This window comes from Pseudomonas caspiana, from assembly GCF_040224095.2.
In the GTDB taxonomy this organism is placed as follows: domain Bacteria; phylum Pseudomonadota; class Gammaproteobacteria; order Pseudomonadales; family Pseudomonadaceae; genus Aquipseudomonas; species Aquipseudomonas caspiana.
The window spans coordinates 3,538,647-3,559,588 of the sequence record NZ_CP167995.1 but is presented as its reverse complement, the minus strand read 5'-3'; the positions used below and the strand labels follow the sequence as shown (position 1 = coordinate 3,559,588).

The window sequence follows — 20,942 nt, the reverse complement described above, 5'->3', positions numbered from 1 at the left end:
TTGTTATTGCGTGCGATCACACCAACGCTACAGTCTGCCGACACTCCAGAGTCAACCTCGCACCACCCAGCGGGCTGGTCCCGATGTGCAGGGTGAAACCATGCAGGTTGACGATCGCCGCAACGATTGACAGTCCGAGGCCAAAGCCGTGTTTCTGGGTGCTGCCCTCGCTGCGATAAAACCGCTGGAACACTGCCTGCCGTTCGGCTTCCGGGATGCCGGGCCCGGAATCCTGAACTTCAAGACAGGTGCTGTCGCCATCCGCCCTTGCGCTGAGGATCACACTGCCATTGGGCGGGGTGAATTTGATCGAGTTGCTGAGCAGATTGGCCAACGCTTCGAAGAGCAGGGCGCGATCACCCAGAAGTGGGGGCAGTGGATCTTCCACACGCAGGTACAGGCTGACGCCACCTTCCTCGGCCAGCGGCAGGTAAAAATCGTGGACCTCTTGCAGCAACTCGCCAGGATCGACTTCGACAAACGCCGAGCGGCGCTGGTGGTCCTCTATTTCCGAGATGCGCAGCAAGCCGCGAAAGCGCGCCATTAGCGTATCTGCCTCGGCAATCACTTGACCCATTTGTGTCGCAACCAACGAGTCTTCCGGTGATTGTTGCTGGATGCGATACAACTGCGCCCGCAAGCGGGTCAGCGGTGTGCGCAGATCATGGGCGATGCTGTCGCAGACCCCTTTGACCTCGTTCATCAGTTTCTCGATGCGATCGAGCATGGCGTTGACGATGACCGCCAGCATGTCCAGTTCATCACGGCGCGCCGACACCGGAAGACGGCGACCCAGATCGCCAGCGACGATTGTCTCTGCACTGGCCTGAATATCGCGAATGCGTTGCAGCGGTCGGCGGCTTAGCAAATGCCAGCCAGCGATGCCGGGAATAATCGTCAGTGACAGTCCCCAGAGCAGGGCGCGCAAGATCAGGGTGGTCACAGCGAACAGCGAACCGTTGTCGCGCACCAGCACCAGCCAGTGCCCGTCGCGAGTCTGACTGGCCACCGCATCACAAGTGTCCTGCGGCATGTGCGGATCTTCGGAGTCGACGCAGTTGCTCAGCTGATGAATCTTGCCGTCCAGCGGCAGACTGGCCGGAACCGTTTTTATCGGACCATTGAGCGGGCGCAGTTCCGCGTCGAACAGGCCGTAGGCATCCACGGCGCGCATGTCGAAGGTCATGCTGGAGGTCAGCGCCTCGATCAACTGCTCACCTTCAAAGCGGGCAAACAGTTGCTGGCGTTGCATAAGGGAGTGGCGGGCGAGGTTTTCCAGGTAGCTGCTGACTTCCCAGTACACCACGCCGATCAGGGTGCAGCTCCAGGCCACGAACAGAAAACTGTACAGCGCCAGCAAGCGACTGGTGGAGGAACGCCAGCCTTTAGACGGGTTCAGCAATGACATAACCCGAGCCTCGCACGGTTCGAATCAATGGGGTCATGCCGGGTGGATCGATTTTTTTCCGCAAACGACCAATGTGTACGTCGATCAGGTTGGTGCCGGGATCGAAGTGATAACCCCAGACTTCCTCGAAAATCATCATGCGGGTGATGATCTGCCCGCTGTTGCGCATCAGGAATTCCAGCAGTTTGTATTCGGTGGGCAGCAGACTCAGTGGCTGTTGACCGCGGCTGGCTTCGCGCTTGATCAGGTTCAGCTCCAGATCGGCGACCCGCAGAATGGTTTCCGCAGCGGCCACCGGGTTGCGGCGGCGTAACAGGACTTCAACGCGGGCCGCCATCTCGTCGGAGGCAAAGGGCTTGGCCAGATAGTCATCGCCACCGGCACGCAGACCACGTACGCGTTCGTCGACATCGGACAAGGCGCTGATCATCAGGATTGGCGTGAAAATACCCTGAGCCCGCAGAGTGGTGACGATGGCCAGGCCGTCCACCTCGGGCAGCATGCGGTCCAGGGTGATCAGGTCGTAGTCACCGCTTACCGCACGGGCAAGGCCTTCACGGCCGTTATCGACCCAGTCCACCTCCAGGCCATGGTTGCTCAATTCCGCGACGATTTCCTGGGCGGTCACTGCATCGTCTTCGATGGTCAAAATTCGGGTCATCTTGCCTGCCTGAAGGGATTACAGCCAAAAACCTATTCTCGCTGATGTGACCTGAACAGTTTCTGAAAGAAATTTCATCTGGTGCAGGTTTTCAACTTGAATGTGATCTCCAGTTGGAGCAAGGCTTGTGTGGGAGCGGTGCTTGCCCGCGATAAACGATAACGCGGTATGTCTCTTAATCGCGTCTCATGTATCGCGGGCAAGCACCGCTCCCACAGGAGATAGCATTCCATTACAGGGGCAGCATTCCTGTTCAGATTACTTGGAGGTAGCAGCAGCCTGCTCTTCTTCTTTCAGTCGCTTCTTTTCTTCAATTCGTTTCAAGCGGTCCCGCTCCAGCTTGGCCGTTGTGTCTTTCTCGCTGCGGATCTGCGCATGGCTGAGAATGGCGAAGATGAAGCTGCCACCAATGATGTTGCCGCCCAGTGTCGGTGCGGCGAATACCAGCCAGAAGTCACTCCAGGACAACTCGCCGGCAAACACCAGATACGAGGCCTCGGCCGAACCGACCACGATATGGGTGAAATCGCCGAGGGCCATCAGGTAAGTGATCAGCACGATGATCCAGATCTTCGCGGCTTCCATGGAAGCAATCATCCAGACCATGGTGGCGATCATCCATCCGGACACGATGCCTTTGGAAAACATGTGAATGACGTCGTTTTCCATCACCTTGCGGCCGATTTCCAGAAACGCCTTGTCAGTCTGGCTATCGAAAATAGGCAAATTCAACATCACATAAGCCACCAGCAGCGTGCCGCACAGGTTGCCGAACAGCACCACGCCCCATAAACGCAATAACCGACCTACGTTACTCAAGGTCGGCTTGCTCATGATCGGCAGCACCGCAGTCAACGTATTTTCGGTGAACAATTGCTGTCGAGCCAGGATGACCGCGAGAAAACCAGCCGAGTAACCGAGACTGGCGATGACATGGCTGGACTCGACGTCCGGCAGGCGGGACTTGAACAATCCCATGGCCATCAGCGACAAGCCCATGGTCAAACCTGCGGCCAACGCCGACCACCAGAGCGCTGCAACGCTGCGCTCCAGTTCATGATCGCCCTGAATGCGGATGGTCTCGTGCAGCACCGCCGCACGGGGAGGCTGGTTCTCGTCGACTTCGCGTTCTTCTTCTGCGGATAACCCGGGGGTTCTGCCTTCTGTTTTGTCTTCCATACAACATCCTTAAATGCGAGTGAAGGCGTAGATGTTTTAATGCTGCGCCGGGCTGATGGTTGAGACACAATCCACCGCCGGTCGTTCGCTGGTGAACACCCGGTTCAATCATAAAAAGCCATCATTAAAAGGAGAGATTCGTGACGTTGCAGATTCGTGAAGCTACCAGAGCTGATGCCAAGGTCATTCTGGGCTTCATTACCGAGCTGGCTATCTATGAAAAGGCCGAGCATGAAGTACTGGCAGACGTCTCTGATATCGAGCGTAGCCTGTTTGACGAAGCGTCTCCGGCAAAGGCATTGATCTGCCTGCTGGATGATCAACCGATCGGTTTTGCCGTGTACTTCTTGAGTTATTCCACCTGGCTGGGTCGCAAAGGCCTGTACCTGGAAGACTTGTTCGTTTCACTCGAACATCGCGGTATCGGTGCAGGTAAACACCTGTTGCGCCACCTGGCTAAAATTGCCCACGACACAGGCTGCGGTCGTTTCGAATGGAGCGTGCTGGACTGGAATCAGCCTGCTATCGACTTCTATAAGTCCATCGGTGCCGAGCCGCAGGAGGAGTGGGTGCGCTATCGAATGGAAGGGGAAAATCTCAAACGCTTCGCGCTGGGTGACGCCTGAACCCTGACGTGGCGCGGCAGTCAGACTGCTAACGTCACGTCCTCAGGAATGTTCAATGCTCAGCCGTACGTTGTTCCCCGTGTTAATGGCCGCTCTGGCGGGTGTTTCAACCGTTCAGGCCAATGAGGCTCTTCGTATCGAACGGCTGCAGCGCTGTGGCGATCTGTTGGGTCGTGAACAGCAAACCTTCTGCATCGGCGTGCGCGGCCTTGAAGCCGGAGATGTACAGCTCAAACTGGACGGCAAGGCAGTACCGGTTCAGTTGCTTGAGCGTGACGGTGAGCGACTCAAATTGCGCCTGAGCTCCGCCAACTGGCGCAGCGGACCGTTATGGCTGGAGCAGGCCGGGCAGAGCAGCAATGCTGTGTGGCTGAGCATGGCGGGCAGTCATGTATTGGCAGCCACGCCACAACAAGTCGCCAAGAACATGGATGGTCTGACCAGTTACGTCGATCTGGTCAGCGTGATCATCGAAGAAAAATTCCAGGGTGCAGAAGAGGCGGAGCGCATTGCGAAAAAGTACGGCGCCACGGTCGTCGGTTCCATCGCGCCGCTCAACACTTATCAATTGCGCCTGCCGGTGACTGATCTGGTGCAGCGCGACGCCATGGTGCTGCGTATGGGCAGTGAGGTCAGTGTCGACGCGGTCGTGGTCGAGGAGTCAGCCGCCGAATCCCCCGAAGGCGAAGCAGCCCCCAGCGATGGCAAGCAAGCCAAGCCGACTCAGGATCAGTGGGCGGCCAACCGTTTCATGGACGCGGTCAATTACTACCAGCGCAGGATTCCCGCGGTCACGTCGCCGATCAAGCCGGTGCCGATTCGCATCGGGATCATCGAGCGCGAAGTGGATTTTGATGCCCCTGATTTCTCCGATTACCTGGGCGACTGCAAATCAGGCAAGCCGCGCACCTGCCTGTACGCCCGTGACGCGAAGAAGCCCGACGGGCATGGCTCCACTGTGGCCGGGATTCTGGCGGCGGATACGGCGAAAGGCGGCAACACCGGCTTCCTTCGGGCGCTTGACGGCGTGAGCGATGGCTTCGAGGTGATTGTCGAGCGCAACTCGGATGCGGGCATCACGGCGAATGTCGCGGCCTCGGTCAATCTGGTGGAAGACGGCGCGCGGGTGCTCAACTGGAGCTGGGGATTGCATCGGGTCGGCGCGAAAAACGTGCAGGGCGATGAGGTGGATTCGTTACTTAGATCTGGCATCGCCATGTCGGGCTACGAGGAATTGCTGGAAGAGTTTTTTCTCTGGTTGCGGCGTAAACACCCCGACGTAGTGGTGATCAACTCGGCGGGCAACGGCTCGTCGTTCTCCGGGACGGATGAGTACCGCTTGCCGTCTTCGTTCATTACGGATCAGTTGCTGGTGGTGGGCGGTCATCAGCGCAGCAAGGATGACGATCTGCCCATTGATGATCCGGCTTACGTCGAGAAGCGCGAGTCATCCAACGTTGATAGTCGTGTCGACATCATGGCCGCAGCCTGCACACGGGCATCGACCCTTACAGCGGGTGAGCAAGGCGCGGTGCATTGCGGTACGTCTTACGCCACGCCGATGGTTACCGGGATTGTCGCGGCCATGCTGTCGATCAACCCGCAGCTGACCCCGGAGCAACTGCGCATGCTGTTGCGCCGCAGTGCCATGCCTATCGGTGGCAACTTCGATTTCGAAGCCATGGACGCCGATGACCTGACAGCGCCGATTCTGCCGTCTGAACGCAATTATCAGATGAACGACAAGAACATCGGCCGCTCGGCACGTCTGGACATGCAGAAGGCGCTGGATCTGTCGGTACAGAGCCTCAAACGAGAGCGCTGATCGGCTATCTTTGAACGGTTATTTGAGCAGTTCACTGCTTTCGATGCGTGTCACGCCTGCCGCCGTCATGTCTTGCCAGGCCTTGTCCAGCGAGCCGTTCATGTCGATGGCCCGACACGCATCGGCGATGACCAGGGTGGTGAACCCGGCGGCTCTTGCATCCAGTGCTGACCATGCGACACAGAAGTCCAGCGCCAGACCGACCACAAACACGTTCTGAACGCCGCGCTCCTTCAGGTAGCTGGCCAGGCCTGTGGGTGTCTGGCGGTCAGCTTCGAGGAACGCGGAATAGCTGTCGATGTGCGAGTTACAGCCTTTGCGCAAGATCAGCTGCGCGTGGGGCAGGTCCAGATCCGCATGCAGTTGTGCGCCACGGCTGCCTTGAATGCAGTGGTCCGGCCAAAGGGTTTGCGTGCCATAGGGCAGGGTGGTGATTTCGAATGGCACACGACCTGAGTGGCTGGAGGCAAAGGAAATATGCCCAGCCGGATGCCAGTCCTGTGTAATGACCACGCCCTGAAACTGCTGGCCAAGCCGGTTGATCAGCGGCACCAACGCATCGCCCTCGGCCACTGCCAGCGCGCCTCCGGGCATGAAATCGTATTGCATGTCGATGACCAGCAAAACGCTGTCGAGACCGAATGCGTTTGGGTTCATGGTGTAACTCCTGAATTCTGAAATGGAACGCCTTCCCTGTAGGAGCTGCCGAAGGCTGCGATGGCGCTGTATCAGAATGAACGCTTCGCAGCCTTCGGCGGCTGCTACAGGACTTTGGTCGAGCCAGAAAATATAGGTTTTCTGTCAGCCGCACGACAGCGGGTGTCAGGGATGACTCAACCAAACACCCGAATCGGCGCTCCAGCATCCCACGCCTGAATATCTTCAATCATCTGACTGAAGAACATCCGGTAGTTGTTCTCCGTTACGTAACCCACGTGAGGCGTTGCGAGCAGGTTATCCAGTGTGCGAAACGGATGCTCGACAGGCAGTGGCTCAACGGCAAACACATCCAGCGCCGCACCGGCGATGCGCCGCTGCTGTAGGGTTTCAATCAGCGCGGCTTCATCGACGATTGGCCCGCGTGAGGTGTTGATCAGGTAAGACGTCGGCTTCATCCAGGCCAGCGCCTGAGCATCTACCAGCCCACGGCTGCGGTCACTGAGCACCAGATGGATCGACAGAATATCCGCCTGCTCGAACAACTCCTGCTTGCTGACATACGTCACGCCCGATTCTGCAGCGGCTTCAGGCGTGAGATTTTCACTCCAGGCGATGACTTTCATGCCAAACGCCAGGCCGTAGCGGGCGATCCATTTGCCGATGCTGCCGAGCCCGAGAATGCCCAGTGTCTTGCCATGCAGGTCGCTGCCGATGCCGATTTGCCATTGACCGCTGCGTAATGAATTGGCTTCGTCCACCAGATTGCGGGTCACGCCCATGATCAGCGCCCAGGTCAATTCCGGCGCCGCGTGTTTGTAGCTTTCAGTGCCGCACACCTGAATGCCCAAGCGCCCGGCAGCTTTGACGTCGATGGCCGCGTTGCGCATGCCGCCAGTCACCAGCAGCTTGAGATTGGGCAATTGGCTGAGCAAGGCTTCGTCGAAAGTCGTCCGCTCGCGCATCACGCAAATCACATCGAAGGCTTGCAGGCGCGCCGCCATGGTGCCTGTTTCGGCGGGGTAGTCGTGAAGAAAACTGACCTCACCGATGCTGTCCAATACTGACCAGTCCACGACATTACTGGCCACGGATTGCCAGTCATCCAGCACTGCAATTTTCGTCTGCGTCATCTCGGATTCGCCTTTTGCCACGTTTTTTGAGGTTGTGCCGTCACATTAGCGCCAGACAGTCGCTTAGCCAAACAGCCCGGCAGCCAGATTGATCGAAAATCCGAGGATCGCCGTGTTGAAGATAAAGCCGATCAGGCTCTGGGCCAGGACAATCTTGCGCAGTCCCGGCGTCGCGACGCCAACATCCGAGGTCTGCACGGCAACGCTGAGGGTGAAGGAGAAATACAGGAAGTCCCAGTAATCCGGATGTTTCTCGCCGTCGGCGAAGCGCAGAGCGGGTTCTTTGCCCTTCCATGTATAGAAGAGGCGGGCGTAATGCAGGCTGAAAATCACCCCGGTGACCAGCCACGAGCCGACCACGGTGAGTGCAGTGAAGGCATAGTGCAGCGCCCGGTCATTAGTAGTCATTTCCTTGCTGCCAGCCAGTTCCAGGGTAATTGCCGCAAGACTGGCAAGTGCGGCGATACACACGGTGACCAGCACCAGCCCGGCGTTTTCGTCCTCGACCATGGAGATGCGTTCCGCATCGGCCGCGTTGGTGCGAAACGTGCGGATCAGGATCAATACCAGATACACCCAGACGGCAACGTTCCAGGCAATCAGGCACTTGCTGGTGATGGATATCTGCGGAGCGATGATTGCTGCGGCAAGCCCACTGGCGAGACCCAGCGCGGTGGCGATGCTCAAACGTGGGTGGGTGTGAGCGATATGTGACATGGGCCGGACTTCATGACGGATGATTCACGAACATTAGCACGGGCTTTTGTGGCGCAATAAAAAACGACGCGCAAGGGGGTTACGCGTCGTATGCCAGCTAGGCAAGGGTTTACGTTCTTCGGTAGGGGCGAACTTGTTCGCGAGACGCCAGGCCTGCTTACATAGCAGCGACGACTCGCCAACAAGTTGGCTCCTACCGGAACGGCGTTCATTCATGGGGTGCTGGAAATCAACGCACCAGACACGGCTGCTTGTTATTGAACTTCCAGTCCGGCACCAGGAACTGCATGGCGACGCCATCGTCGCGGGCACCCAGGCCCATACCTTTGTAAAGCTCGTGTGCCTTGTGCACTTGATCCATGTCCAGCTCGACGCCCAGTCCAGGTTTTTTCGGGACTTGCACGGTGCCACCGACGATCTGCAGCGGTTGGCGGGTCAGGCGCTGGCCGTCCTGCCAGATCCAGTGAGTGTCGATGGCCGTGATATCGCCCGGTGCAGCGGCGGCCACGTGGGTGAACATCGCCAAAGAAATATCGAAGTGGTTGTTGGAGTGCGAACCCCAGGTCAGGCCCCATTCGTTGCACATTTGCGCTACCCGTACCGAACCCTGCATGGTCCAGAAGTGTGGGTCGGCGAGTGGAATGTCTACCGACTGCAACTGAATCGCATGGCCCATTTCACGCCAGTCGGTGGCGATCATGTTGGTGGCTGTTTTCAGGCCGGTTGCACGGCGGAATTCGGCCATGACTTCGCGACCGGAAAAACCGTTCTCCGCGCCACAGGGGTCTTCGGCGTAGGCCAGCACATGATGCTGATCGCGGCACAGACGAATGGCTTCTTTCAGTGACCAGGCGCCATTCGGGTCGAGTGTGATCCGAGCATCCGGGAAGCGTTCGGCGAGGGCGGTAACAGCCTCTATTTCCGCATCGCCGCTGAGCACGCCGCCTTTCAGTTTGAAATCCTGGAAACCGTAGCGCGCTTGAGCCGCCTCAGCCAGACGAACAACCGCCTCCGGCGTCAGAGCTTCTTCATGGCGAACGCGGAACCAGTCGTTATCGGCATCCGGTTCTTTGCGGTAATCCAGATTGGTTTTGCCCTGATCACCGACGTAGAACAGGTAGCCGAGCATTTTCACTTCGTCGCGTTGTTGGCCTTCGCCAAGCAGTGCAGCAACCGGCACGTCCAGGTGTTGACCCAGCAGGTCCAGCAGCGCCGCTTCCAGAGCCGTCACGGCGTGAATGGTGATGCGCAGGTCAAAGGTCTGCAAACCGCGCCCGGCGGAGTCACGTTCGGCAAAGGTTTTACGAACGTCGTTCAAAATCTTTTGATAGGTGCCAATCGAGCTGCCCACCACCAGTTGCCGCGCATCTTCCAGCGTCTGACGAATGCGTTCGCCGCCCGGTACTTCACCCACGCCGGTGTGTCCGGCGTTGTCCTGCAGAATGACGATGTTGCGAGTGAAGTAGGGGCCATGGGCGCCGCTGAGGTTTAGCAGCATGTCATCGTGACCGGCGACCGGGACGACCTGCATGCTGGTGATAACAGGTGCTTTGCTCAGGTTCTGACTCATTGTTATAGATCCTTTTAATAATCGTAGCGAGCGGTCAAGAGTGGGCGGCAGTCGGAGCCGTTGGCTCTGCCGGGATCTTGCCGGGCTTCGGAGTATTGCGTGCAGCGAAAACGATAATGGCGGAAATGATTGAGGTCGCAGTCAGGCCGTACAGGCCGCCCTGAATCGAGCCAGTGTGTTGTTCCAGTAGACCAAACGTGGTGGGCGCGACGAAACCGCCGAGGTTGCCTACCGAGTTGATCAGGGCGATCACCGCTGCGGCGATCCGGGCATCCAGATACGCCTGAGGGATGGGCCAGAACAGCGACGATGCAGATTTGAAGCCTAGCGCAGCAAAGCAGATCGCAACGAAGGCAAAGATTGGACTACCGGTGGTGGACATGAACATCCCGGCAGCAGCGATCAGCAACGCTGCGGCAACCCAGGCTTGCTGACGCTTCCACTTGGCAGACATGGCGGCGAAGGCGTACATGCCAACAATCGATAACAACCACGGGATGGAGTTGAACAGTCCGACCTGAATGTCACTGAGGTCGCCCATCTTCTTGATGATGCTCGGCAGCCAGAAGGTGGCGGCATAAATTGTCAGCTGGATGAAGAAGTAGATCAGGCAGAACAGGATGATCTGACGATCCTTGAGCAGCTTGCCGATGGAGGCTTTGATCGGACTGGCGGCTTCACGAGCGCGCTGCTCTTCATCAATCGCGTTGACCAGTGCGTCCTGCTCTTCGCGGGTCAGCCATTTGGCGTCATGGGGTTTTGAGTCGAGCCAGAACCAGACGAAGGCACACAGACACACCGAGAACATGCCCTCAATGAAATACATCCACTGCCAGCCTTTCATGCCGAACCCGCTGATCTGCAGGAGCAGGCCAGAGAGCGGACCAGAAATCAGCGAGGCAATGGCCGAGCCGCTGAGGAAAATCGCGATGGCTTTGCCGCGCTCGACACCCGGCAACCAGCGGGTGAAGTAGTAGATCACGCCCGGGAAGAAACCCGCTTCGGCTACACCCAGCAAGAAGCGCAGGATATAGAAGTGGGTTTCGTTCTGGATGAAGGCCATGCAGGTGGCGACGATGCCCCAGGTGAACATGATCCGTGTCAGCCAGATGCGGGCACCGACCTTTTGCAAAAGCATGTTGGAAGGGACTTCGAACAGTGCGTAACCGATGAAGAACAGGCCGGCACCAAAGCCATAGGCGGCTGCGCCGATGCCCAGATCGTGTTCCATGTGCGAGCGCACAAAGCCGATGTTCACGCGGTCAATGTAGTTGACGATAAACATGATGACGAACAGTGGCAGGATGTGGCGTTTGACCTTGGATACAGCTGAAGCCAAAGTCGAATCTGCCCCATCACCCGTCCGGGTATTGGATGCGTTCAAGGATGAATCTCCCACTCGTTATTTTTATGCGGGTCAGGACAAGCTGCGGGCTTGTTGATGGACATCATACAAGTAGATGTTCGTCGCGCAAGAGGGGGGTTGCAGATTTTGCAGGATTATTTGCCAAGTGATGTAGGCGGTTCAGCTGGGATGTGACGGATTGGACAACTGACGGTTTTGGTGATTTATTCTTTTAAAATCAATCGAATATGATTTATTTTCAGGCTTCATGTTGTGCCTGGGTGCTTGGCTGATTTTTCTCGGTATTTCAGCGAAGCCTTGAGTGATGGGGGGTTGAAGCCCGTGTCAGTGAAGAGCGATTTCTTGTGTTGTCATACAAGTCGGATGAGTTCATCCAGCCATGCTTGTATGACAAGTGCTCTATGACCGGTGCTATGATCGCGGCAAAATTGGTGTCAGGACAGTCTCCATGCAGCAGCCCACGCGTCAGGCACCCAAGCGCCGACCTCACAATCTTGCAACCGATCTGGTGACCGAGCTGAGTCAGCGGATTTTGCTCGGCAAAATTCCGCCGGGACAGAAGCTGCCTTCGGAAAATCAGATCGTTCGTGAGCACGGTGTCAGCCGCACAGTGGTTCGTGAGGCCATCTCCAAATTGCAGGCTTCCGGTCTGGTGGAAACCCATCATGGCGTCGGCACATTCGTGCTGGAGCGGGGCAACCAGACGGGTCTGCATCTGAAGGTCGAAACCGCCGCCAGCGTGCGAGACATCATCGAGTTGCGTATCGGTCTGGAAACTCAAGCGGTGGCACTTGCCGCATTGCGCCGCACTGACGAACATCTGGCCGCGATGCGTCAGGCGCTGGATGACTATCAGGACTTGTTGGCCAATGAAGACAGCTGTGTGGAGGCCGACTGGCGCTTTCACATGCTGATCGCCGAAGCCACCGGTAATTCGTACTACACGGAGATCATGCTGCACCTGGGCAACGCGATCATTCCTCGCAATCGCATCGCCTCAAGTGAAAGGGCAGGCGCCAACCTCGCTCATCACGGGTATCTGGCCAATCTGGAACACGAGGCGCTGCTCGCCGCGATCCGCCGCCAGGATCCGGACGCCGCACGTGCCGCGATGTGGACGCATTTGAGTAACAGCCGGGAACGCTTCGCGCCGTTGGATTGAACGCCGTGACCCTCTCAAATGGCAAAGAACTGCAGTTCCGGCGAGGACAGGGTTCGGCGCTAATGCTCAGTCATTCAGAATCCGCCTGCGCATCCCCCAGCACCTGCAGCATCACCCCCGACTGCCACTCGAAATAAGGATTGAAGGTCAGTCGCGCATGGACTTTGGCGGGCTCGCGGTAGCCCCAGTCCGAGTACCACACCTGATCACCGGCCAGACATTTCTGCATGTCCGGGGTTTCCTGGCCGTTCCAGCAGATACGCTGCTTGCCGTCCACGCCGTACAGTGGGTTGTCCGGAGAAAACAGCAGACCCATGTGCGAAAACTGGCTGATTCGGTAATCAGGCAGGTAATCCTTGCGAACCAGTACGCGAGGTGTGTTCGCAGCGTCTACCGGGCTGTCGCCGTACCAGATCAGGCGACTGGCCGGGTTGCTGAAGTGTTGATTGAAATTGTCCAGCACATAGTGGGTGTCCAGCACCGAGTCGTGTTGGGTGATGGCGATGAACACCGGCTTGTCGTAACGGCGCTCGCCCAGACGATCTTGCGCCAGCACGCTGCTGCGATAGAACTGGGCAAAGCCGTTAGTGGGCACGTTCAAGTAACGCACCGGGGTTTGCAAGGGCCGTAACGGATCCTTGGGGCTCGCCAGCCAAGGGCGCGCCCAGGCGATCCACTGCGTCGCCCAGGCATAAGGGCTGTCGGAGCGAAAGGCAGGAGAGAACAGCACAAGACCGGCGATTTCATCGTGATCGTAGGCGTAATCCAGCACCAGGTTGGCACCCGTGGAAAATCCGCCGAGATACACCTTGGGGACTTCACGGGCAAGAGTCCGGGCTTGCTCGCGAACCACGTCCTGCCACTGCTTCAGGGTGACATCGAGCATGTCGGATGGCTGCGTGCCGTGACCGGGCAGCAGCACGGTCCGCACCAGAAAGCCCTGAGCTGCAAGCTTTGCCCCGATGTCATGGAACGACCACGGCGAATCGCCTAGGCCATGAACCAGCAAGATACCGCCTTTGGGCTGACCCGACGGGCGCCACTCCTGCGGCGCATTCCATTGCAGCTCGGCAGCGTGATCGGTGGTCTGGAAGCTTCGGCGTTGCTTTATCCATTCCAGCGTTTGCTGACGATAGTCATCAAAACTCTGGGTTGTCTGATCGTTGCTGGTCGATGACGCACAGGCCTGAAGTGCAAACAGGGCGGGGAACAGGCATACGATTCGGTGCTTGGCCAAGGTCCGGGGTTCTCTTCAGCGTGTGATTACGAGATGAGCTGCACTTTGCCATGAGGGTCCCGTTTGCTGCCAGCTTCCGTCAGTGCTGTTAATGGCAGGCATTGAACTGTAGGAGCCGACGAAGGCTGCGACGGCAGTGTCAGGAAGATCGCTTTCGCAGCCTTCGGCATCTGCTACAGGAAATGCGCGCCTATTCGTAAAATATTCGTTTTATTGCCAGTTGAATACGCAATAGCGGTTGATGTTGAGAACATCATCACAACAGGACCCTCATCGGAAACTTCCTACTGCGTTATCAGGCCAAGTTTTTTCAGGGCTGGCCGTTATGAGAGATGACGCCAAATGGAGGGCAATGTCTTGAACATTAACGGTATATCAAACAGTCAGGTGGGTTTGCAGCAGCTCACATCAGTGCTCAATAAGCAGCCAGTAAAGACAAGCGAAAAAAACATGCTGGAAGAAACGGTTGAAACTACTTCCAGCGTGGCCAAAGACCCCCCGTTTTATGAGTATCAGAAAGAGCCCTGGCTGACGGAACCCGGCTACGAGCTCGCCTCAAATCTAAAAGAGTATGTGGCGTGGAAGAGTATGGAGGTAATGCTCGACCTTGGTTTGGCGAAGCTCGCGCACGATAGTTTCATGAAAAAACTCGCAGACACCCATCCGGAGATTGCGAGCAAGAGCTTTGGCTTTACCCTGGATGCGGACGCCTCCATAAAGATAATCGACTACAACAAAGTTCTCACCGATAGTGAACGGCGTTTCCTGATTGATTCTTTGAGTAATACTGACGGACTAAAGCTACATTCAAAATCCGCAGCCAAGGGCTTCATGGCGCTCGTTGATCATGATCATGAGACCTTTGGCGGGCGGCATAAATTGGGTATTGAAAGTTTTCAATTTGTAATCGATTTTGGCAGGATTTTGAGTGTGCCTGTTGAAAAGATGCAAAGTGAGTGGCTTGCGCAAATTCAGCAAAATGCTGAGCGGCGTGACTTTCCATACATCTCCTCGGAAGCATGAAAAAAATCAGTCTGGCAATGTTGCCAGACTGACGCCGGGGTTAGTTGCGTGGTCGTACCGTTTGTACAAGCCGTTGTGTGCAGATGTGCCCGAGATAAAAGGTATTAGGTGTCACGGTATGGGGGCTTGAGGCAAGATTCATTATTGCGTAATTTGCTACCTTGTAGTAGCTACGCCAAGTATTGAATCCCTTATTCTTGTCAACAAAGTCTTGGGCTTCCGTTCCGTCATAGCATCGGCCAAGTTCTATTTTTCGGGAAGCGAAACCGCTGGCGTCGCTAGTCAATAACAATTTGACGGCGGTATTTTCTTCACGGTACTTCAGTGCAAACAGTATCACGCCTCCCTCCAAAGGAGCACCCTTGGTATCTTCGAATTTCACCTCGAGTAGGGCTTCTTTATAAACCTGAGTCGCCAACCACCCCGGCTCGGTATAACCACTCGGGATCCTGATAACGCCAGGTTCGTCATGCAAATCATATTTTTTGAGAACCGGGTAAGACCCGAAATTGAGCGAGTAGGCGATGTTTGCCCCTTTCTCTGAATGACGAGGCATTACTCGGATAATGACTTCGGCTTCAGTTTTTAGACCGGTAAATACCTTGGTTTTCATATTTTCAGTATGCCATTCACCGTCTTGGTAATAATCGACTTTTCAGGCATTTTTGACGGGGTTGTCGCCATGAAAGCCCAGGATTATATCCTGGCCGCGTTTGGCCACAAATCCGTAGTAGTGAACCGGGTGCCTGCTGGTGAGCGAATCGTTAATCGAGTGAAGCTTGTCCTCCAATACAATGAACTTTGGTTCTGCAAACTCCAGGCTAGCTGCGGCTTGAGGTCTTACTGCGTCACCGCTGGGTGAAAGGGCGGCTGTCTGTTGGGTGTCTGTGCTGGCAGATGCGCCACAGGTTAAGCCTGCGGTCACTACTGCCAGAAGGAGCGCCGATTGAATGGGTGTCTTTTTAAATGTATTCATGGAAGTTCTCTAGTCAATTTATACAGGGCGGTATGCCACTGACGAAATCGACGTAATAGAGATTTTAATAACCAGTCAATCCAGGTTGTTTAAAACAAGACGTTTCCTACAAGTCTATTTGATGGAGAAAGTTCCTGCTAACTAATCGGAAGCAGATTTCAGAATCGGCAGGACGGGGAACTGCCTGGTGACGAACAGTAGCGCCGCGCAAGAAACATGACACTGGACTTTCGGCCGCCTACTGGCGTTTGATTCGTCTACGTTTTCCTGAAAAGAGCACCTGCAATGATCGATCACCTTGACCACTTGGTCTTGACGGCCGTAGATGGCGAAGCCACCAAGGACTTCTACGTCCGGGTGCTGGGCATGAAACTGGAAACCTTTGGCGCGGGACGCATGGCGTTCAAGTTCGGTGAGCAGAAGATCAATCTGCATATTCGTGGCGCGGAGTTCGAGCCCAAGGCACATGTGCCGGTGCCTGGCGCGCTGGATCTGTGTTTTATCGCATCGATACCGCTGGATCAGGTGATCCAGCGTTTACAGGAGGCCAACTGGCCGATCATTGAAGGGCCAGTCATGCGCACAGGGGCGACCGGCCCGATTCGTTCGGTTTATGTGCGCGACCCGGACCTGAACCTGATCGAGATTTCTGAGCGGATATAACAATTTTCAGGGGCAGTGGCGAAAACGGCGGGTCCGCCCAGGTCAGGGCGGCTCAGCGGACCAATCCCAGTCGCTCATGCCACTCGGCAATCGACTCCTGCGGGTAACCTTCGAACTGCTTGTCGCCCTCATGTACGTGAACCTCAACCCAGGAGGCTTTGGAGTCCAGCAGCAGGTGGGTGTTCTCCGGCGGCGATGGCAGTGGCGTATCGATGGCTGACGCAAAAGGGTGAATCAACTCCGGCCACTCGGGGCTGAACAGCCAGAGACCGCTGCCGCACAACTTACAGAAATGCCGCTCGGCGCTGCTGATACGGACCTTGTGGTCTTCGCGGATTTTTGCGTGGTAAATCGAAATGTTCTCGCGGCCTTTGACCTTCAGGCTTTGCGCGTCACCGCTCAGGTTGATCGAGTAACCACCTCCGCCTTGGGTCTTGCGGCAGATCGAGCAATAGCAGCGTTGATAAGGGTAGGGATGAGCACTGTTCAGGCTGAACTCGACTTCACCGCAATGGCAGGAACCTTCCAGATGCATGATTTGTTCTCCTTTCAGGTCTTCAGAACGCCTGGAATAGCCGGGCGTTTTTTTGGCTGAGTCTCAGGTCTAGACAAGGTTATGGGCACTTTGCACAAAGCGTTCGTCGGACACCCACGCTTGAAAGGTGAGCAACCGGAAATATTTGCTGAGTTAGCGGGTACCAGCCTCAAGAACCCGGTTCGGCAGTCGATAGTTGATGTTGTCCTACAACTTTTTGCTGTTCAGCTTGATCCTCCTGCCAATAAAAAGAGCTTTCCTCATGAACCTACGCAATTTGACTATCGCCCGCCGAGCCGGTCTTGGCTTTACGCTCATATCCCTACTGGTCGCCTTGCTGGGCTGGTTCGCCATGGTTCAGATGTCAGCGATTCGTGAGAGTGAAGTTGCGGTTGAAACGAACTGGCTGCCCAGCATGCGTGTGGTCGGCGACATCCGCGAAAACATGCTGCGTATCCGTACTATTTCGCTACGGATGGCCTTGGACCCTGATCCTAAAAACATCGCGACCTACCGCAGTCAGCTCGACGTCCGTAATCAGGACCTGAACAAAAAGCTCGAGCTCTTTGCTTCGTTCGTGGACACCCCTGAGGAGAAAGCACTCAGCGACCAGTTCCGGGCAACATTGGGTGAGTATCAGAAAGCGCTCGATAAATCATTCTTGATCGCCGCGCAGAACGATCGTGAGGCCCTGAACAAGTTATTGCTGGTGGACATGAAAACCATCGTTGATGGCTCCGGCAAGCAATTGGCTGATCTGGGTGAGTTCTATGCCCAGCGCGTTGACGCAGAAGGCAAGGCTGCCGAAGAGCAGTACGACAAGTCGCGCAACATCGTGTTCATTTTCGTGGTGCTTGCTGGCTTGGGCACCATCGCCCTGGCCTTGCTGCTGACTCGCAGTATCGTGCGCCCACTGGAAGTCGCCGTAACGGCTGCTGAACACGTGGCCAATGGCGATCTGACTCAACGCATCACGGTTGATGGCAGCGACGAAGTGACTCGTTTGCTGGTTGCACTGGACAAGATGCAGGTCAACTTGCGCTCGGCCATGCAACACATTGGCAGTTCCGCGACGCAACTGGCCTCGGCCGCCACCGAGCTGAACTCGGTGACTGAAGACAGCTATCGCGGCCTGCACCAACAGAACGCTGAAATCGATCAGGCCGCTACGGCCATCAACGAAATGACCTCGGCGGTGGAAGAAGTCGCGCGCAACGCCGTGTCCACTTCTGATGCGTCGAACCATTCCAATCGCTCGGCTCAGGCTGGGCAGGCACGAGTCGTCGAAACCGTACAATCGATCCAGACATTGACCACCAACGTCCAGGCCACTTCGGCGCTGGTGCAGAATCTTGCCGACCAGTCGCAGGACATTGGCAAGGTGCTCGACGTGATCCGCTCTATTGCCGAGCAAACCAACCTGCTGGCGCTCAATGCTGCCATTGAAGCTGCACGGGCCGGTGAGTCGGGTCGTGGTTTCGCTGTCGTGGCGGATGAGGTTCGCGCGCTGGCACATCGCACCCAACAGTCGACACTGGAAATCGACAAAATGGTCAGTGCCATGCGTAGCGGCTCTGCCCAGGCACTGGAATCCATGCTGACCAGCAGCGAGCGCGCCAGCGAAACCCTTACCCTGGCGCAGGGTGCGGGTGAGTCGCTGACCGACATCACCTCATCCATCAACCAGATTTCCGAACGCAACCTGGTGATTGCCAGCGCTGCCGAGGAGCAGGCGCAGGTCGCCCGGGAAGTGGATCGCAACATCGTCAATATTCGTGACCTGTCCATGCAGTCGACCCAAGGCGCCAACCAGATCAGTGCTTCAAGCAATGAGCTCTCGCGTCTGGCGGGTGATTTGAATCAGGTCGTGTCGCGCTTCAAGGTCTGATCCATGCTTGCCGCCGGCGGGTAGCGCCGGGCATGATTCGCCTCTGCTCAATGACAGAGGCGAAACAGCTTCATGGACAATAAGAACAATCTTTTCAGCAGTTGGCTTCGTGCCCCCGGTCACCATGAGTGGCTGGCCCGTGAAGGTAATCGACTGCTGACCTTCGCCAAGGCCTCACGGCTGCCCCAAGGGTTCGGCAATCTTGATGAGCGTGGCGTCCTGCCCGAAAACGCTCAAGCCGAAACCATGAACACTGCCCGCATGACCCACAGTTTCGCCATGGCTCACATCCGCGGCATACCCGGCTGCGCCGCATTGGTGGACCACGGTATCGCGTCGCTGGCAGGGCCGCTGCGGGATGCAGAGCATGGCGGCTGGTTCAGTGCGCCCCTCACTCACCAGAGTAAAACCGACAAACAGGCTTACTTGCATGCCTTCGTCGCGTTGGCGGCCAGCTCGGCTGTCGTTGCCGGGCGGCCCGGTGCGCAGGCTTTGTTGTCGGATGCCATCGAAGTGATCCAGCGTCGTTTCTGGAGTGAGGAGGAGGGGGCGATGCGAGAGTCCTTCGCTCGCGACTGGACGCATGAGGAAAGCTATCGCGGTGCCAACAGCAACATGCACAGCACCGAGGCCTTTCTTGCATTGGCCGATGTGACCGGCGATGCCCAGTGGCTGGATCGGGCTTTGCGGATTGTCGAGCGGGTAATTCACGGTCACGCGGCTGCCAATGAGCATCAGGTGATCGAGCACTTCAGCCTCTCGTGGCAGCCTCTGCCGGAGTACAACCACGACAATCGTGCCGATGGATTCCGTCCCTACGGCACCACCCCGGGGCATGCCTTCGAATGGGCGCGGCTGTTGTTGCATCTGGAGGCGTCGCGTCAGCGCTTGAAGTTGCCAACCCCGTCGTGGCTGCTCTCGGGCGCACGTCAGTTGTTCGCCAATGCATGTCGTGACGCCTGGAATGTCGACGGTCTGCCGGGCATTGTCTACACCCTGGACTGGCAGAAGCAGCCGGTGGTGCGTCATCGCTTGCATTGGGTCCATTGCGAGGCGGCCGCCGCTGCGGCCGCGTTGTTGCAGCGTACCGATGAAAAACAGTATGAGGACTGGTATCGCTGTTTCTGGGAGTTCAACGAGACATTGTTCATTGATCGCGAACTGGGCAGCTGGCATCACGAACTCAGCCCGCTCAACCAGCCAAGTGCGGATATATGGGGAGGCAAGCCGGACCTCTATCACGCCTATCAGGCGACGTTGCTGCCGGTATTGCCGCTGGCACCGAGTCTGGCGAGTGCGTTGGCGGGGATGGGTTGAGTCAATGCGGTCTCACGTAAGGCAATGATTCCCCGGGGGGACTCTATGTTCGGCCGCAAGCCGACGTGGGACCGGCTTTAGCCGGGAAAGCTTCATGACTGAGGACGGAAATGCAGCGACTGTACCGGACCATTCCCGGCTAAAGCCGGTCCCACGACAGTGAATCCTTCGGGAGTGCCGCTCGCCGCCTTCTCGATCCCACACTAATCCCCCATCTCCAATTCCACCCACGTCGGTGCATGGTCGCTGGGATGTGGTTCGTTGCGCGGCCAGTGATCCACCCCGGCGCGTTCAAGCCGGGCGCTGGTTTCTGCGTTAAGCAGCAGATGATCGATTCGCAGTCCGGAATTGTTTTCCCAGTGCTTGCGAAAGTAATCCCAGAACGTATAAATCGGCTCGTCCGGAAAGCAGGTGCGCAGGGCATCGGTCCAGCCCTGATCCAGCAGGCGCTGAAAGCACTCGCGACTCTCAGGTTGCAGCAATGCATCCTTGAGCCATGACCGGGTGTTGTAAATATCCTCGTCCGTTGGCACCACGTTGTAGTCGCCAGCCAATACCACCGGATGCCCGCTCGCATACAGTGACTCAGCGTGCTCGATGAGTTTTTCGAACCAGGCCAGTTTGTAATCGAACTTCGGCCCCGGCTGAGGATTGCCATTGGGCAAGTACAGACAGCCGACGATCACGCCATGGGCCGCTGCTTCGATGTAGCGACTCTGGCTGTCCTGTTCAAAGCCTGGCAGGCCGCGACGAACTTCCAGCGGCTCCATGCCCTTGGCCAGAATCGCCACACCGTTCCACGAAGGTTGTCCCTGCCAGATGGCGCCGTAGCCCGCGTCACGTATTTCATCGATGGGGAAGGCCAAGTCGGCAGCTTTCAATTCCTGCAGGCAAACCACGTCCGGACTTTCGCGGCGCAACCAGTCCAGCAGGATTGGCAGGCGGCTGCGAATGCCATTGATGTTAAACGTGGCAATTTTGATTGTGCTCACGGTGGTC

18 protein-coding genes and 1 pseudogene are annotated in these 20,942 nt (G+C 56.9%); 7 read left to right on the top strand and 12 right to left on the bottom strand.

Features of this window, described 5'->3' with window-relative positions; genetic code table 11:
- Positions 1 to 16 precede the first annotated feature (16 nt).
- The 3 genes from ABRP31_RS16260 to ABRP31_RS16250 form a co-directional block, all read right to left on the bottom strand.
- Complete coding sequence (locus ABRP31_RS16260; RefSeq protein ID WP_349969324.1) at positions 17 to 1,408, bottom strand: HAMP domain-containing sensor histidine kinase; 1,392 nt, start codon at positions 1,406 to 1,408, stop codon at positions 17 to 19.
- Positions 1,386 to 2,069 (bottom strand): response regulator transcription factor, encoded by a 684-nt coding sequence (locus ABRP31_RS16255; RefSeq protein WP_087263823.1) that lies wholly within the window; start codon positions 2,067 to 2,069, stop codon positions 1,386 to 1,388. Before ABRP31_RS16255 ends, ABRP31_RS16260 begins: the two co-directional genes overlap by 23 nt.
- Before the next feature lie 258 nt (positions 2,070 to 2,327).
- Complete coding sequence (locus tag ABRP31_RS16250) at positions 2,328 to 3,248, bottom strand: formate/nitrite transporter family protein (protein ID WP_349969322.1); 921 nt, start codon at positions 3,246 to 3,248, stop codon at positions 2,328 to 2,330.
- A 140-nt stretch (positions 3,249 to 3,388) separates the two neighbouring features.
- Here ABRP31_RS16250 and ABRP31_RS16245 point away from each other — a divergent pair, with 140 nt between their 5' ends.
- Together ABRP31_RS16245 and ABRP31_RS16240 are read left to right on the top strand one after the other, a co-directional pair.
- Positions 3,389 to 3,874: a GNAT family N-acetyltransferase gene (locus ABRP31_RS16245; RefSeq protein WP_349969321.1), complete on the top strand. Its 486-nt coding sequence runs from the start codon at positions 3,389 to 3,391 to the stop codon at positions 3,872 to 3,874.
- Between the two features lie 55 nt (positions 3,875 to 3,929).
- Complete coding sequence (locus ABRP31_RS16240) at positions 3,930 to 5,699, top strand: S8/S53 family peptidase (protein ID WP_349969320.1); 1,770 nt, start codon at positions 3,930 to 3,932, stop codon at positions 5,697 to 5,699.
- Between the two features lie 18 nt (positions 5,700 to 5,717).
- On the opposite strand, the gene pncA is transcribed toward ABRP31_RS16240, so the two are convergent.
- The 5 genes from pncA to ABRP31_RS16215 form a co-directional block, all read right to left on the bottom strand.
- Positions 5,718 to 6,356, bottom strand: a complete 639-nt coding sequence (gene pncA, locus ABRP31_RS16235; protein WP_349969319.1) for a bifunctional nicotinamidase/pyrazinamidase — start codon at positions 6,354 to 6,356, stop codon at positions 5,718 to 5,720.
- A gap of 176 nt (positions 6,357 to 6,532) precedes the next feature.
- Positions 6,533 to 7,489: a D-2-hydroxyacid dehydrogenase family protein gene (locus tag ABRP31_RS16230; RefSeq protein WP_349969318.1), complete on the bottom strand. Its 957-nt coding sequence runs from the start codon at positions 7,487 to 7,489 to the stop codon at positions 6,533 to 6,535.
- 63 nt (positions 7,490 to 7,552) lie between these two features.
- A complete protein-coding gene (locus tag ABRP31_RS16225) occupies positions 7,553 to 8,206 on the bottom strand; it encodes a DUF1345 domain-containing protein (protein ID WP_349969317.1) in 654 nt (217 codons plus the stop codon).
- A 229-nt stretch (positions 8,207 to 8,435) separates the two neighbouring features.
- The gene (gene gudD / locus ABRP31_RS16220) at positions 8,436 to 9,776 is read right to left on the bottom strand and encodes a glucarate dehydratase (RefSeq protein ID WP_349969315.1); all 1,341 of its coding nucleotides are present in this window, start codon (positions 9,774 to 9,776) and stop codon (positions 8,436 to 8,438) included.
- Between the two features lie 34 nt (positions 9,777 to 9,810).
- Entirely contained in the window at positions 9,811 to 11,160 is a 1,350-nt protein-coding gene (locus ABRP31_RS16215) for an MFS transporter (protein ID WP_349969314.1), read from the bottom strand.
- 430 nt (positions 11,161 to 11,590) lie between these two features.
- Between ABRP31_RS16215 and ABRP31_RS16210 the strand changes: the two genes are divergently transcribed.
- A complete protein-coding gene (locus tag ABRP31_RS16210) occupies positions 11,591 to 12,304 on the top strand; it encodes a FadR/GntR family transcriptional regulator (protein ID WP_087263840.1) in 714 nt (237 codons plus the stop codon).
- A gap of 70 nt (positions 12,305 to 12,374) precedes the next feature.
- On the opposite strand, the gene ABRP31_RS16205 is transcribed toward ABRP31_RS16210, so the two are convergent.
- A complete protein-coding gene (locus ABRP31_RS16205) occupies positions 12,375 to 13,505 on the bottom strand; it encodes an alpha/beta fold hydrolase (RefSeq protein ID WP_349969578.1) in 1,131 nt (376 codons plus the stop codon).
- A gap of 393 nt (positions 13,506 to 13,898) precedes the next feature.
- Between ABRP31_RS16205 and ABRP31_RS16200 the strand changes: the two genes are divergently transcribed.
- Positions 13,899 to 14,564 (top strand): hypothetical protein, encoded by a 666-nt coding sequence (locus tag ABRP31_RS16200; RefSeq protein ID WP_349969313.1) that lies wholly within the window; start codon positions 13,899 to 13,901, stop codon positions 14,562 to 14,564.
- Between the two features lie 40 nt (positions 14,565 to 14,604).
- On the opposite strand, the pseudogene ABRP31_RS16195 reads toward ABRP31_RS16200, so the two are convergent.
- Positions 14,605 to 15,354 (bottom strand): annotated as a pseudogene (locus ABRP31_RS16195) (hypothetical protein).
- A gap of 471 nt (positions 15,355 to 15,825) precedes the next feature.
- On the opposite strand from ABRP31_RS16195, the gene ABRP31_RS16190 reads away from it, so the two are divergent.
- Complete coding sequence (locus tag ABRP31_RS16190) at positions 15,826 to 16,203, top strand: VOC family protein (protein ID WP_087263845.1); 378 nt, start codon at positions 15,826 to 15,828, stop codon at positions 16,201 to 16,203.
- A 52-nt stretch (positions 16,204 to 16,255) separates the two neighbouring features.
- Here ABRP31_RS16190 and ABRP31_RS16185 read toward each other — a convergent pair whose 3' ends face one another.
- Entirely contained in the window at positions 16,256 to 16,738 is a 483-nt protein-coding gene (locus ABRP31_RS16185) for a GFA family protein (protein ID WP_087263847.1), read from the bottom strand.
- A gap of 262 nt (positions 16,739 to 17,000) precedes the next feature.
- On the opposite strand from ABRP31_RS16185, the gene ABRP31_RS16180 reads away from it, so the two are divergent.
- Together ABRP31_RS16180 and ABRP31_RS16175 are read left to right on the top strand one after the other, a co-directional pair.
- Complete coding sequence (locus tag ABRP31_RS16180) at positions 17,001 to 18,626, top strand: methyl-accepting chemotaxis protein (RefSeq protein ID WP_349969309.1); 1,626 nt, start codon at positions 17,001 to 17,003, stop codon at positions 18,624 to 18,626.
- Positions 18,627 to 18,698: 72 nt separating this feature from the next.
- Complete coding sequence (locus tag ABRP31_RS16175) at positions 18,699 to 19,943, top strand: AGE family epimerase/isomerase (protein ID WP_349969308.1); 1,245 nt, start codon at positions 18,699 to 18,701, stop codon at positions 19,941 to 19,943.
- A 203-nt stretch (positions 19,944 to 20,146) separates the two neighbouring features.
- On the opposite strand, the gene xth is transcribed toward ABRP31_RS16175, so the two are convergent.
- Positions 20,147 to 20,935: an exodeoxyribonuclease III gene (gene xth, locus ABRP31_RS16170; RefSeq protein WP_349969307.1), complete on the bottom strand. Its 789-nt coding sequence runs from the start codon at positions 20,933 to 20,935 to the stop codon at positions 20,147 to 20,149.
- Positions 20,936 to 20,942: the final 7 nt, after the last annotated feature.